Annotated in this window: 14 protein-coding genes; 5 read left to right on the top strand and 9 right to left on the bottom strand. The window is 62.0% G+C overall.

Translation table 11 applies throughout. The annotated features are described in order from the left end of the window. Nucleotides 1-147 precede the first annotated feature (147 nt). Nucleotides 148-1,689, bottom strand: a complete 1,542-nt coding sequence (locus FFS45_RS02465) for a methyl-accepting chemotaxis protein (protein WP_137953122.1) — start codon at nt 1,687-1,689, stop codon at nt 148-150. A gap of 165 nt (nt 1,690-1,854) precedes the next feature. Here FFS45_RS02465 and FFS45_RS02460 point away from each other — a divergent pair, with 165 nt between their 5' ends. Further along, entirely contained in the window at nt 1,855-2,424 is a 570-nt protein-coding gene (locus FFS45_RS02460) for a nucleotidyltransferase family protein (protein WP_137953121.1), read from the top strand. Between the two features lie 87 nt (nt 2,425-2,511). Here the strand turns inward: FFS45_RS02460 and FFS45_RS02455 are convergent, their stop codons facing one another. Both FFS45_RS02455 and FFS45_RS02450 read right to left on the bottom strand, forming a co-directional pair. Then, nucleotides 2,512-2,862: a VOC family protein gene (locus FFS45_RS02455; protein WP_137953120.1), complete on the bottom strand. Its 351-nt coding sequence runs from the start codon at nt 2,860-2,862 to the stop codon at nt 2,512-2,514. 115 nt (nt 2,863-2,977) lie between these two features. Beyond that, nucleotides 2,978-3,397 carry a helix-turn-helix domain-containing protein gene (locus FFS45_RS02450; protein WP_137953119.1) on the bottom strand — a complete coding sequence of 140 codons (420 nt, stop codon included), beginning with the start codon at nt 3,395-3,397 and terminating at the stop codon, nt 2,978-2,980. Nucleotides 3,398-3,502: 105 nt separating this feature from the next. Between FFS45_RS02450 and FFS45_RS02445 the strand changes: the two genes are divergently transcribed. Then, nucleotides 3,503-4,387, top strand: a complete 885-nt coding sequence (locus FFS45_RS02445; protein ID WP_137953118.1) for an SDR family oxidoreductase — start codon at nt 3,503-3,505, stop codon at nt 4,385-4,387. A 31-nt stretch (nt 4,388-4,418) separates the two neighbouring features. Here the strand turns inward: FFS45_RS02445 and FFS45_RS02440 are convergent, their stop codons facing one another. Continuing rightward, nucleotides 4,419-4,877 carry a MarR family winged helix-turn-helix transcriptional regulator gene (locus FFS45_RS02440; RefSeq protein WP_137953117.1) on the bottom strand — a complete coding sequence of 153 codons (459 nt, stop codon included), beginning with the start codon at nt 4,875-4,877 and terminating at the stop codon, nt 4,419-4,421. 157 nt (nt 4,878-5,034) lie between these two features. Here FFS45_RS02440 and FFS45_RS02435 point away from each other — a divergent pair, with 157 nt between their 5' ends. Continuing rightward, complete coding sequence (locus tag FFS45_RS02435) at nt 5,035-6,477, top strand: MATE family efflux transporter (RefSeq protein WP_249362555.1); 1,443 nt, start codon at nt 5,035-5,037, stop codon at nt 6,475-6,477. Here FFS45_RS02435 and FFS45_RS02430 read toward each other — a convergent pair. From FFS45_RS02430 to FFS45_RS02415, 4 genes are all read right to left on the bottom strand, one after another. Beyond that, entirely contained in the window at nt 6,413-6,799 is a 387-nt protein-coding gene (locus FFS45_RS02430) for a potassium channel family protein (protein ID WP_137953116.1), read from the bottom strand. The two genes, FFS45_RS02435 and FFS45_RS02430, sit on opposite strands and share 65 nt — an antisense overlap. Nucleotides 6,800-7,041: 242 nt before the next feature. Next, on the bottom strand, nt 7,042-7,590 hold the full coding sequence (locus tag FFS45_RS02425; protein ID WP_137953115.1) for a carboxymuconolactone decarboxylase family protein: 549 nt from the start codon (nt 7,588-7,590) through the stop codon (nt 7,042-7,044). A gap of 398 nt (nt 7,591-7,988) precedes the next feature. Then, nucleotides 7,989-8,825, bottom strand: a complete 837-nt coding sequence (locus FFS45_RS02420; protein WP_137953437.1) for a helix-turn-helix transcriptional regulator — start codon at nt 8,823-8,825, stop codon at nt 7,989-7,991. A gap of 207 nt (nt 8,826-9,032) precedes the next feature. Continuing rightward, nucleotides 9,033-10,049: an alcohol dehydrogenase catalytic domain-containing protein gene (locus FFS45_RS02415; protein ID WP_137953114.1), complete on the bottom strand. Its 1,017-nt coding sequence runs from the start codon at nt 10,047-10,049 to the stop codon at nt 9,033-9,035. Between the two features lie 114 nt (nt 10,050-10,163). Between FFS45_RS02415 and FFS45_RS02410 the strand changes: the two genes are divergently transcribed. Then, nucleotides 10,164-11,084: a LysR family transcriptional regulator gene (locus tag FFS45_RS02410; protein ID WP_137953113.1), complete on the top strand. Its 921-nt coding sequence runs from the start codon at nt 10,164-10,166 to the stop codon at nt 11,082-11,084. Between the two features lie 66 nt (nt 11,085-11,150). On the opposite strand, the gene FFS45_RS02405 is transcribed toward FFS45_RS02410, so the two are convergent. After that, entirely contained in the window at nt 11,151-12,068 is a 918-nt protein-coding gene (locus FFS45_RS02405; RefSeq protein ID WP_137953112.1) for a DUF72 domain-containing protein, read from the bottom strand. Between the two features lie 367 nt (nt 12,069-12,435). Between FFS45_RS02405 and FFS45_RS02400 the strand changes: the two genes are divergently transcribed. Next, entirely contained in the window at nt 12,436-13,263 is an 828-nt protein-coding gene (locus FFS45_RS02400; RefSeq protein ID WP_171029547.1) for a YkgJ family cysteine cluster protein, read from the top strand. The last annotated feature ends 206 nt before the right edge of the window (nt 13,264-13,469 follow it).

The following is a 13,469-nucleotide window of genomic DNA, read 5'->3' as shown; positions in this document are numbered from 1 at the left end:
TTGAATTTTTTTAGGGTGAGGTGACCGGACAGGGTTGATCGATCTCAACCCTGTCGTGCTATAGATGCGCGGAAAATCGGGCCGCCGGCGCTGGTGCAGCGCCGGCTTCGCAGCGAGGGGCCTCTGCAGCGATTCTACATGGACCGCTCAAACCCTGAAGCGCGATACCGCCAGTTGCAGCGCCTTGGCCTGCTCGTCGAGCGAGAGCGCTGCGGCGGTGGTCTGTTCGACAAGCGCCGCGTTTTGCTGGGTCACCTCGTCCATTTGCGCGACGGCCCGGTTGACCTGTTCGATGCCGTCGCTCTGCTCGCCGGAAGCTGCGGCGACTTCGGTCATGATGTCGCTGGCGCGCCGGATTGCTTGCACGATCTGCTGCATCGTGGCGCCGGCAGTCTCGACCAGACCCGTGCCATCGTCGACACGGGTTGCGGCGGCCTGGATCAGCGCCTTGATTTCTTTTGCCTCAGCGGCGGAGCGCTGCGCCAGCGTGCGCACCTCGCTTGCCACGACCGCGAAGCCGCGGCCCTGTTCGCCGGCACGAGCCGCTTCGACGGCGGCGTTCAAGGCGAGGATATTGGTCTGGAAGGCAATGCCCTCGATCGCGCCGATGATGGCCGACATCTTGGCCGACTGGCCGTGGATATCGGCCATCGTGCCGACCACGCGCTCCATCACACCGCCGCCGCCCGAGGCGATCTCGGACGCTTCCTTCGCCAGCTGGCTCGCATGCGTTGCGTTGGCGTTGTTCTGACGTACGGTGGCGGTCAGTTGTTCCATGCTGGCGGCCGTCTGTTCGAGTGCGGCCGCTTGCGATTCGGTGCGGCGCGACAGGTCCGCATTGCCGGCGGCAATCTCCTGGGTCGCCGTAACCATGGTGGCGCTGCCGTCGCGCACCGACGACACGGTACCCAGCAAACCGTCGCGCATCGCCGCTACCGCGCGCGTCAACTGGCCCATCTCGTCGTGACCGCCTGGCGCGATCGAATGAGTGAGGTCGCCCTTTGAAATCGCCGAGCAGGCGCGCAGGGCGTTGGCAAGCGGTACGGAGATCGCTTTTTGCAAGCCGAGCGCGCACAGCGCGGCGATCGCGATGCCGAGCAGCATCACGGCGGCCGAGACGATGCTCATGGTCTTCAGCGTGTGCTGGAAGCCGTCGTAGTTGTCGGCGCCACGTTTGAGCAGATAGGTGTTCAACTGCTCGGTGCTTTTGGTCAAGGCGAGCGAGAGGACCGGCATGGTCGTCATCGTGATCGTGTCGGCGGTCTTCGGGTCGCCGTGCTGCAGCGCCTGCAAGGACGGCTCAATGCCTTCGTTGAGCAGCTTGTCAAAGTTGGCCGATACCACGTCGACAAGACGCTGTTCGTCGGCATCGTGGGGCAGGGCGAGGTAGCGCGCGAGCGCCTGTTTCGAGGTGGCGAGATAGCCGTGGGTCTTGGTGATCAGCGTCGGCAGGTCAGGCGACTCGGGGTGCAGCAGCGCGCGGTCCATGGTGACGCGGGCAATCGCGAGGTTGTACTTGCTGTCGCTCATGGCGACCGCCGAGGCAAGCTGTACGGAATAGGTTTCGCGCAGCGCGGTCTGGCCGGATTCGGTGCTGAACTGGTCCAGTGCGCCGATGAACAGAAGGAGCACGACCAGGCATCCCACCGTCGCCCAGATGCGGATTTTGATCGAGAATCGAGAGAACATGGGGGGCGAAGACTCCGGCAGGTTTGACGACGGGACCAGCATTGCGGTCCTATTGTCATTATCGGCAGCCGGGCGCAAAACTTTATGCGTGGCGGTCGGGTCTCTCCTTATCCCGCCTTATCTCGCCTTACTCAGGCAGGTTCGTGGTAAACACGTAAGGAATCCATGTCCGCAACATCAGAACAGCGCCTCATTGAGGTGATCCGGGAAAACCGATGGAATGAAATGATCCTGGCGCGCGCCGCGCGGCTGGGGTTTGAGGACTGGTGGCTAACGGCGGGCTGCATTGCCCAGTCGGTCTGGAACCACGCTAGTGGCCGCGATATCGATGCGGGCATTCGCGACTACGATCTGTTCTACTACGACGAAGACACGTCGTGGCAAGCGGAAAACGAGGTCATTGCACGAGCCGCCCATCTCTTTGCGGATCTGCCGGTCGAGGTCCAGGTGCGCAATCAGGCCAGAGTGCCGCTGTGGTACGAAACGAAGTTCGGCACTCCGTTCGGCGCGGTTAGCCGGGCGTCCGACGGTATCGACCGGTTTCCATGTGCCACGGTGGCTATTGGCGTCAAACGCGTGCAAGAGGGGTTCGAGGTCTATGCGCCGTTTGGGCTGGGGTCTCTGTTCGAAGGAATCCTGAAGCCCAACCGCGCGTTGCCGATACCCGGCGTCTATGCGGAGAAGACGGGCCGCTGGCAATACGAGTGGCCGCATCTTCGGCGCGAGCCCTGGTAGGTTACGTCTCAGGCGGATGGAATCTGTTCCTGCTCTGCGGCAGCGGCAAGCATTGTGGGTTTCACTATACCGCCGCCGTGCGACACCCTACTCGTGGCAAGTGCAAAGCTCGAACTCATGGCCATCGGGACTGGCCAGTACGATGCTTTTCATGGCTTCATTGTTCAGACCGTCCAGAAGCACGCTTGCCCCCAGTGCCTTTGCACGGCCGAGAAACGGCTGCAATTGCGCGGCGGCGAACTCGAACACGGGCACGCAACCGCTGCCGACTAGCTCTTCGCCGAAATCGTTCAACAGCAAGCCAAGCCGTACTTCGCCCACGAGGAACTCCGTCCATCTCTCCGACTTGCGGGCGGGCGGCTGCTCCAGCAAACGCTCCCAGAATGCCGTGGCGCTAGCCATGTCGGTGACTTTGAAATATGCGGTTCGTATGCGCATCAGTTGCTCCGGGACAGGGGGTGTCGAGAAGCTACCGGCAATTCAGATGCGAGGCAAGAGACCGCATGTGCTGCGGCAAATCATATTGCCCACAATCGACTGAGCGTGACACCGCTTACGCGGACGCCTTCTCACTATCAAAGTCGAGACGGGCCGCTGTGACCGCAGCATGATTCTCGTCGGCCCACGTAATCAAAACGTTCAACGCCTCGAACATCGAACGGCCGAGGCCGGTCAGGCTGTATTCGACGCCCGGTGGCTTTGTAGGAAAGACTTCGCGATGCACGTAGCCATCGCGTTGTAACTCTTGAAGTGTCTGTGTGAGCATTCGCTGCGAAATGTCCGGCACCAACCGGCGAAGTTCACCGAATCGATGGGGGCGCTCGGCCAGCGCCAGCATCAGCAAGGAACTCCACCGCCCGCTGATGACATCGATGACGTCGCGCACCGGGCAATTCGAAATCTCGCCGTATTTGGCCCGGGCCTCGTCCAGCCTCGTTTTGAGAGGGCCAGTCAACACCTTGGTGGTTCCCATCTGGTAACTATCTCCTGAAAAACTGCCTTCTTTACGGACGAACACAGAGGCCTGATTATCGAGGTGCTCTCAAAATGAGAGTAACACTCAGAATGAGGCTAGTCCATGAGCGACACGATTTTCATCACCGGTGCATCCGGTCAACTTGGCCAGCTTGTTATCAAGCATCTGCTTGCGCGCGGCGTGGCGCCCAACCGTATCATCGCCGGTACCCGCAGCGCCGAAAAGCTTGCCGACCTTGCGGCGGCGGGCATTGAGGTTCGCAAGGCGGACTTCGAGGACCCGCGAGGGCTGACCGAAGCTTTCAAAGGCGTCGGTACCGCCCTCATCATTTCAACCGATGCGCTGGATGGGGCCGGCACACGATTGAAGCAGCATCGCAACGCGGTTTCGTCAGCCGCCGCGGCAGGTATCAGGCGCCTCGCCTATACGTCGCTGCCCAATCCGGACAGTTCGCTTCTGACCTTCGCGCCGGACCACCTAGAAACCGAGCGGGCCATCAAGGCCACCGGTCTGCCGCATGTGATTTTCCGGAACGGCTGGTATCAGGAGAATCTTCTCAGGTCGCTCCCTGACGCGCTGAAGAGCGGGCAATGGCATTCGGCAACCAAAGGCGGCAGAACGTCGTACGTCGGACGGGAGGATATCGCCGAAGCGATTGCCGCAGCACTGGCTACGTCCACCTCAGATAGCAGGACCTACACGCTCACAGGTTCTGAGGCGCTGTCCAACGAAGAAATCGCCGACCTTGCTCGCCAGGCGACAGGCAAGCCTCTTGCCGTCGTCCATGTGACCGACGAACAGCTTGTCACGGGGCTGGAAGCGGCGGGTGTGCCAGGCACATTCATTTCTGTCCTGGTGTCGGCTGAGGCGGAGGTTCGGGCCGGCAATCTGTCTATCGTCACGGACCATCTCGAATCGCTCACCGGCCGCTCTCCGAAGCGGCTTGCCGACTATCTGCAAGAGGCCAAGGCCAGCTACGCAGCTTGATTGTCTTGGCGCGCGGCGCAGCCAGCAGGGCTCACGGCTGCCCGAATGCTGCGGCAAATTCATCCGAATAAATCTCCGCGAGTGCAACCCGCAGCGCCGCCGCCCGTTCCTCGCCATAGACCGCTTCAAAGCGGCTTTGAGCCTTGCGCCAAAGGCGATTGGATTCGGCAAGCTTGGCACGGCCTGCCGCTGTCAAATCGACGCGGCGGCTTCTGCCATCGTCTTCGTCAGGCCGCTGCGCGAGATAGCCGTCGCGTTCGAGTGGCTTGATGTTGCGTGCAAGCGCCGATCGGTCAAGCACCATCGCATAGGCCAGTTCGGTCATGGTCGGGCTGCCTGCACGTTCGACATGAACCAGGATCGATCGTTGGGCCGCGCTGAGTCCGCATGGCGCCAGAACCGTGTCGTAGAGCTGCGAAAGCCGCCGGGTCGCCTTGCGCAGGGCGGCGCCGTTGCAGACGAGCGGGTCTTTGGGGTTGGTTGGTGACATTGATCGCTACTCCGTGATTTGCACGAGCCAGCCGGGACATGCTCCGTCTTCGGCACACGTACAGTTTAAATCACCTTGACCAATGCGGGCATATGCAAGTACATTGGGCCTCAATTTATTTGCATATGCCCGTATTTTGCGGCCGGGAGAGCGAAGGATGAGTACGATCCAACCGCGTGGCGCAGCAGCGCCGGTAATCAATCCACGTCTTCGCGCGATGCTCGATGCACCGATCGCGCCGTTGCTCGCGCGGATGGGCTGGCCGAACATGCTGATGATGTTCGCTCAGGCGTCGACCGGATTCGTCGAAACATGGTTTCTCGCCAAACTCGGCACCTCGGTGCTCGCGGGTGTCGCGGTGGTCGTGCCTGTCTTGATGCTGATGCAGAACATGTCGCAGGGCGCGATGGGCGGCGGTATCTCGTCGGCGGTTGCACGCACGCTAGGTTCCGGCAACGCGGAACTGACCGGCCAACTCGCGCGTCATGCGCTTGCTCTTAACACGGTTATCGGCATGGTGTTCTCGGCGATCCTGCTGGCGATCGCGAGGCCGTTGTTCCAGATGCTTGGTGCGCACGGCGCCGCACTCGATGCAGCCAGTACCTACGGACACGTCCTGTTTGCCGGGCTGCCGCTAATGTGGGCAATGAATGCGCTGGCGAGCGTGATTCGCGGTACCGGCAATATGATCGTGCCCGGTGCGGTGATCTGCGGCGGCGCGGCGCTGTTGATTCCGCTGTCGCCGTGCCTGATCTTCGGCATCGGGCCGGTGCCACGATTGGGTGTCGCAGGCGGCGCGTGGGCGCTCATTGCGTACTACTCGGCAGGCACGATGATTCTCGGCTGGTATTGCGCAAGCGGCCGCAATCCGGCCCGTCTGTTGCGCGGCCCCCTGCGCTGGGCGACGATGCGCGGGATACTTGTCGTTGGCGGGCTCGCCTGCCTGAATCCGGTCCTGACGAACGCCCTGATGGCATTGACCGGTGCGGCCGTCGGCGCACATGCTGGCACCGCGGCGCTCGCGGGTTACGCGACCGCCGCGCGTCTCGAGTACCTGCTCATGCCGATTGCTTTCGGTCTGGGTGCGCCAATGGTCGCGCTCGTGGGGGCCAATATCGGCGCAGGCCAACACGAGCGCGCGCGCAACATTGCGCTGACCGGTGGGGCGATGGCGTTTGCGCTTTCCGAACTGGTCGGCGTCGCAGCCGCACTCTGGCCGCACGCCTGGCTGGAACTTTTCGGAACGAACGAGCAACTGGTGCAGACCGGCTCGATCTGCCTGCATATCATCGGACCGTTCTACGGCTTCTTTGGACTAGGTTTTTCGCTGTACTTCGCAGCTCAGGGCGCGGGCCGTCTGCGATGGCCCCTCGCTGCAGGGGCGCTGCGGCTGGCACTGTACGCCGGCATCGGAACGCTGCTGTTGCGCGTGAGCGGATCGCTTCCGTTGTTTTTTGCGGTCGGCGCGGGAGCGATGGCGGTGTATGGCGCAATCAATCTCTGGTCGATTGCGTCAGGGCGGTGGTTCGTCGCAACTAACGAGGTAACAGGCCGGCCCGTTGCGCAGCCACCTGAATACCGTAAACCGCAGAGGCGGTGACCACGCCCGTCATTAACACACCGAGCAACCCAAGCAATACCGCGATGATCCGGCCAAGCACGGTGCTCGGCACGACATCGCCGTAACCGATGGTGAGCGCCGTGACGGCGCAGAAGTAAAAGGTTTCGCCCAACGATGACGGTGTTCGCGTGGTCGCACCGACCGCACCGCCAACGTAATACATCGCAACCGACAAAATCAGGAAAAGAATCAGCAGAATGAGCAGAATGCCTCGCAGGTGCCACAGGACCCTGGCAATCTCGGCAATCGCATGGCGCGGATTGATTTTGGCGCGCACGTCGTTTTCGGGGAAATTGTCCACGCTTCATGAACCTCGCAGGTTATCAAGCCTGTTCGTTATAAAGCCCTGCTTGGATGGTACTACGCGGTCAATTTGCAAGAAACCGTCATCTTCACGGTCAACCACACCGCCTGGTGATCCTGATACGGTCGCAAGGCCTGCGCGATCAGGATGCGGCTTTGTTCTGCACACCTGGGGACATCCCTCAGGATGCCCCACTCACTACTCAACGCCGGGCAGCAGACTTAACGACTTGCCGATCATCAAGCCGCCCACGCATACTCACTGAACATTTCTTCGAGCGGCAGGTTAGTGGCGCTTCCGCTGTAGTTCGTCATGGTGGATGCAGCGACCACCAGAATCACGTCAAGCACCAGCGCCTGATCGAAACCCGCCGCGGTGAACGAAGCGACATCCTGATCGTCGAGGCGGCCACGCTTGTCGATCAGCGTGCGCGCGAGATGCGACAGCGCGGCGAGCTTGCTGTCGTGCGGCAAGCGGCGTGCGCGGATCGCCTCTACATCAGCGGCGTCGAGACCTTCCTTGAGTCCCAGGAAGGTATGGAAGGCAACCGCCCAGGTGCAGCCGTTGGTAACGGCGTTCGTCAGCAGCAGAACCTGGACCTGCGCTTCCGTGAAGCCGCCGCCGTGAACCTGCTGGAACACGCCGACCAGGCCGTTGATCAGCTTCGGCGAACCGGCGATGGCGCCGGCGATATTGGGAACCATGCCGAATGCGTTAGCGAGACCTTGAAGTGCGGGTTTCGATGCTTCCGGTGCGGATTCGAGCGTATAGATGGGAAAGCGGGCCATGATATTTCCTTGAGGGTTAGGCGCGTACGTCAGGGAGTGATCGCACGACAGATGCAGAATAGGATCGTGTGATCTGCGCGCCAACTACCTCACAGGTAATCGGATCGGGCTTCGGCCTGCTCGAACGCGGGGCCATAAAAGAGGCGCCTGATTGCTGAATCAGTGTCGACTACGTGGCAGGTCATTGTGGATTCAAGGCGTGCCGATAAGCTGGTGAATGTGTCGTGAGGACACGTGTTCGTCACGCAAATAGGGCGATGAAAGTCTGGAAATATATTAATTAGTAGTCTTAACGTTGAAAGACTCAATGGATCACGGTGTTTGACAGACGACCGGGTAAGCTCCGCTCGCCTGTTCCAGCGGCATGTGCTGGCAAGTTATCACCGTTCATCCTCCTGCTAGAGCGATGCTTCGAATGTCGACGAGTGCCAGGCCTCGGTCGCCTCATCAGCAGGAAACATGCATTCGATACGCAACTCTTCTGCTGCCACGGCTTGAGGGGTGCCGATTGTCGTGACCATGGAGAAATACCGCAGCACCTTGCCGTCTTCGATAAAGCCGATCGGTATCACCGGAGATGCGGCGAGCCCGGACGTGCGCGATTCCACCGTCCACCGCGCGTCGACGTCGGGATAGGCGAGCAGGGCAGCAAGCAGATCCTGGGTTTTGTCGTCGATGACTCGCCCCACGGCCTCACGATGGATACGCTGAATCAGATTGCTCGCGACGTCATGCCAATCCGCAATGAAAGGACGCATGCCATCCGGATCGAACATCAGGTGCAGGATGTTGCGTGGCCCCTTGCGCGCCGCCATGTCGATGAATCGATTAAAGAAGCGCTGGGTCGCGTCGTTCGTCATCAGCACGTTCCAGTACCGGTCCATGACCACTGCGGGATAGGGTTCATGCTGACGCAACATCCGGCCGACCGCCCTGGTCACAATCTGCATCTCCTGCGCATTCCAGGTTTCCTCGGAATATATCGGCGCGTAGCCGGCGGCCAGCAGCAGGACATTGCGTTCGCGCAGCGGAATATTCAGGGTCTGGGCCAGGTCCATCAGTATCTGCCGGCTCGGCGCACTGCGTCCGCTTTCGATGAAGCTGATATGCCGCTGCGACACACCCGATTCGAGGGCAAGAATCATCTGACTCTTGCCGCGCTGGTCGCGCCAATAGCTCAAAAGCTCCCCCAGCTTGCTGGCAGGTTGTCTGGTTGCTGTAGCGGTGGCATTCATGATGGGCGCCTCGGGGTCAGGACTGTCGTCAACTTGGACAATACATACTACCGAAGCCGGGTTTGAGCTCAATTACCTTCGACGTAATAAAGCGCCCTATAGTCGTACTTTCGCTCGTTCGCAAGTGATCGGCCCGTCCACGTTTTATGGGTCCGGGCCTTCGGAAGCAGTTGGCCGAGGCACTGCGAATCAGGTCTGGTTGTCAGATCACGCGTCCGAGCTGATCAGGACGGCTCCGTTGCGATTCGTACGTTCGATATGGCTGATTGCATCGGCAAACCGGGCAATATCGTAGTCACCCTCAACATTGAATTGTCCGGGCGCGGCTCGGCCGATCTCGATCGCCTCCGCCACATCCTCGCGACGCTGTGCGGCCGACGTGTTCTCCAGCCAGCGCGCGCACGACACGCCCTTGAACATGATCTCGCGATGCGCGAGCCCAATGGATGGGAACGTGATGGGTTCCGGGGCAAGTCCGCCATAAAGCAGCAGGGCTCCGTCGCCACCGAGCAGCCCGGCAAGATCGCTCACCATTGCCCCTCCCACCGGATCCATGATGACCTGAAGCGGCCGCTCGTCCGCTGCCGCGCGGACCTGATCGGTCCAGTCGGGATCGGCCGTCGAAACCACGGTCAAGTCCGGAAACCGCGCCGAGAGGGCCGTTGCGCCTGCTTTGCTGCGAACCGCGCTTATGATCTTCAAGCCGCGCCGGCGGGCAGCAATCGTCACGATGCGCGCCACGGCGGACCCGGCGGCGGTCAGGAGGATGGGTGTCTCACGCCCGGCGTCAGGCGCTGCTCGCTGTGCGGCTCGCAGCAAGAGGAGGGCGATCACCGTGTTCGGGAGCAGTTGCGAAGCAACGGCATCTGACAGGTCGTCCGGGACGGGCGTCACAAGCTCGGCGCGCGTCGTGAGACGCTCCGCCCATGCCCCCGGGCTTGGATTGAAGATCACTCGCACGCCTGGCTTGATGCCCTGTGCCGGGTCCAGCCCTGCGCCCACGGCTTCAACGACGCCCACGCCATCACCCCCCGGAACCAGACCGCCTGGCGGAAGCGGGATGTGGAAGCGCCCGCGGATCATGGCGAGATTGCCGGGATGGACGCAGCGCGTGGTCACGCGAATCACGACTTCGCCGGGTCCGGGCGGCAGCGGGTCGGGCAGGGTCTTCAGTTCGAGAACCTCGGCCGGCTCGCCGAACCGGGTGGCAACGATGGCTTTCATGGTTTTTCTCCATTCTGGGCTAGGGGTGGAGCCATCATAGGAACCGGATTGCGTCTTGATTAGAGGGTATTATTTTGTTTCTATTTCAAGTAATCGTTGAAGGTGCTGGCTCTTATGGAAACGCTGACGAACCTTGAGTCCTTCGTGCGAGCCGCGGAAGGCGGCAGCTTTTCAGGAGCGGGGCGCAGGCTGGGACTGACTGCGGCCGCGGTCAGCCGAAATGTGGCGATGCTGGAGCGCAACCTCGGAGTCAGGCTGTTTCACCGATCGACGCGCAAACTCACGCTCACCGAAGCGGGCGAGCGGTTCCTGGTTGCGATCGGCGGCAACCTCCACGCGCTCCAGGCCGCGATTGCCGAGACAGCCGCCCACGGCAGCGAGCCGGCAGGTGTTTTGAAAGTCAGCCTGGGTCCAACGATTGGCCTCGCGTATATCCTGCCCTTGCTGCCGGCCTTCCTGGCAAAGTACCCGCGAATCACCCCTGAATGGCACTTCGAGAACCGGCCCGTGGACCTGATCGCGGAGAACTACGATGCCGCCATCGGCGGCGGCTTCGATCTCGCTCCCGGTCTCGTATCGCGCACGCTGGGTCCGGTGCATCTGGTCGCCGTGGCCTCGCCGGCCTATATGTCGGGCCGGGCGCTCCCGACAGATCCTTCGGAACTCGCTGCCCTGAACGGCATTGTCATGCGTTCGCCACGCACGGGGCGCATTCGCCCCTGGATGTTTCGGAATGCGAGCGGCGTCGAGGTGTCGGCCACGCTCCCCGAAACCATTATCGTTAATGACCCCGCTGCGCTGCGCGAGGCCGCGCGTCTTGGCCTGGGGGTGTCATTGATCGCTCTGCTCGATGTCGTGCCGGACCTGGAGCGCGGCGATCTGATCCGGCTAGTGCCGGGCTGGTACGGGGACGCCGGTGCAATATCGCTCTACTACGCTTCACGGACACTTATTTCGGCCAAGACACGTGTTTTTGTCGATTTCGTCGTCGATGCCTTCAGGCGTCAGCAATTGGACCTTCGGTTCACCGGCTAAGCGGTCGAATCCGCAGAGTGCACCGGTGCGCCGGGACCAACCATCGAAACGGCCATCCAGGCGGCCTCATGGCGGTCCCGGACTCACCCCCAGGATATTCATCAGCGTCTTCGCGTTACGCTGGCCTTGATCCTCAAAGCAGTTGTTGAAGATCACGTGCGCTTTCGCCGCGCGGGTGGCAATCGTGCGAATCGATCCAGCCAGTTCGTCGAGCTCTGCTTCGCTATAGTCGTAGTTGAAGCGGTCCGAGGCCGAGGCGCCCGCGCCCGGGTTCCATGTTTCGGTGTTGCGCCCATGCAGACGCACCATCGCAAGCTGTGGATGCGTCACCTCCCACACGGTATGTACGCGGTTCGTCACATCGGGCGGCGCATCCACGATCACATGCGCCAGTTGCCGTTCACGCAGAAACGCGAGCGTCGACGCCGCGTGCGACTCATCGAACCAGGACTTGTTGCGAAACTCGACCGCCATCGTATAACCGGCCATGCGCGCGGCGCATTCCTCCACGTGCGCGCGGTCTTGCGGCGCGCTGGTGATCCACGGGGCAAACTGAAACAGCACCGCTCCGAGCCGCTGGGTCTGCCGCAGAGGTTCGAGCGCTTCGAGGTAGCGCCGCCACATCTCATCGCGTATCGCATCAGGCAGGTCGCGGTAGTAGAGGTTCTTCTTGCCCGGTGCGGCGAGCGTACCCAGCGCCATCGTGATGTCCTTCGGCAGCACGTCGGGCGAGGTCTGGTGGCCGGTGAGCAGCCGGAATGCCTTGAAATTGAACGTGAAGCCGGCGGGCGTGCGCTCGGCCCACAGCTGCGAGTTGGTTGCCGACGGCATGCCGTAGTAAGCCGAGTCGACTTCGACGAGCGGAAACTGCGAGGCATAGAAACGCAGCCGCGCTTCGGCGCTGCTGCAACCGCGCGGATAGAAGCGCTTGCTGGCGATCAGCGTTTTGTCGGTCCAGCCGGCCGTGCCGCATTGAATGTTCATCGGTGTCATCCTGTTGGCTTCGCCGCGCACCGGTGCGGTTTGCCTAGCCGGTGCGCCGCCGGGCAGCACCGGCAAGCGGGTGTCGCTTAATAGTATCTCGTAGCGCTCTTTGCGCGGCAGTTCGAGGGCAGCTTCGGCGCTGGCGATGCCAACGCGTGATAGAGTGCGCCCGGCCTGCCGTCGGCAGGGGGCTGTGGACCGGGCGTCGAAATAAAAGCTCGCCGGCCTGTAAGAACAGACGCTTTGAACCGACTAAGCCTGACTGCTTGTGCATGGCACAACTGGCGGGCTGGTCCCGCAGGGTTGCGAGGCACGAAGCAGGATGACGGGCAACTCACTGCAGTGCGCGGTGCAAGGCTGATTGAGCATGAACATGAATATCGATTTCGAGTGCACGATGTGCGGCAACTGCTGCCACGATCTGCGTTTGCCATTGACGCTCGCAGAAGCGCTCGCATGGCTCGCGCGGGGCAATGAGGTGCAGGTTCTCTGCGAGGCGTTGCCTTGGCCGGAGGAACCCGCGGCGGACAATCTGCAGGCGGCGCACAAACGGCGCCGCTCGTTCGCTGCGATGAGCGGCAGCTTGCCGGCGCGCATTGTCGTGATCCTGACAGGCGCGTTTGCCGGCCCCTGTCCGAACCTGCAGCCCGACATGCGTTGCGGCATCTATGAGGCGCGGCCGCTTGTCTGCCGTATCTATCCGGCTGAAATCAATCCGTTCATTGCGCTGGACCCGGCCGGCAAGGCCTGTCCGCCGGAGGCCTGGCAACCCGGCCGCGCACCGCTGTTGCGCGGCGGCCAGCTCGTGGATGCGGCGACCGCCGATCTGATTCAGCGCTCACGCGCGGCGGATAGCGCTGACGCGCCGGCCAAACAGGCGCTGTGTGCGCTGCTTGGCATCGATGTGGCGGCGCTCGCCAACGAAGGCTTTGTCGTCCATTCGCCGCCCCGTGCTGCGTTGCTAGCCGCATTGCAGCAGGTGAATGCCGCGGCCTCTGTCTCTGACGCGGCGGCCGGTGCAACGGGTACTGCTCCAGAAGCGACAAAGTCTGACGATTTGCCGGTGTGGCGTTTCGCATCGAACCGCCGGGCCACCGTCAACACGCTGGAGTCGGTGGGCGCGCTTGGCGCCTGGGTCGACCCCGCTGGCGCGATGCCGTTTGAATATCTCGGCTTTTATCCGGCAGCCGCCTAGCCAGGCACGCTGCCCGCCCCGAGAACGCAGAGCGTTAATCGTTCTGCGTCAGATACTTGGGATGTCTGCGCCCAGGTTGTCCACAGGCTTGTGCACATACCAGTCGACACGTAGTGCTTGATTGTGGCTGGTTCCCTTCTATTCTTACCTTGGTATATAGACCAGTAGTGTAGAAGAATGGCCGGTGATCTTCGACTCCGTCCCCG

It is taken from the genome of Burkholderia sp. 4M9327F10 (assembly GCF_005503145.1).
Classification (GTDB): Bacteria; Pseudomonadota; Gammaproteobacteria; order Burkholderiales; family Burkholderiaceae; genus Paraburkholderia.
This window is presented reverse-complemented; position numbering and strand designations above follow the sequence as displayed.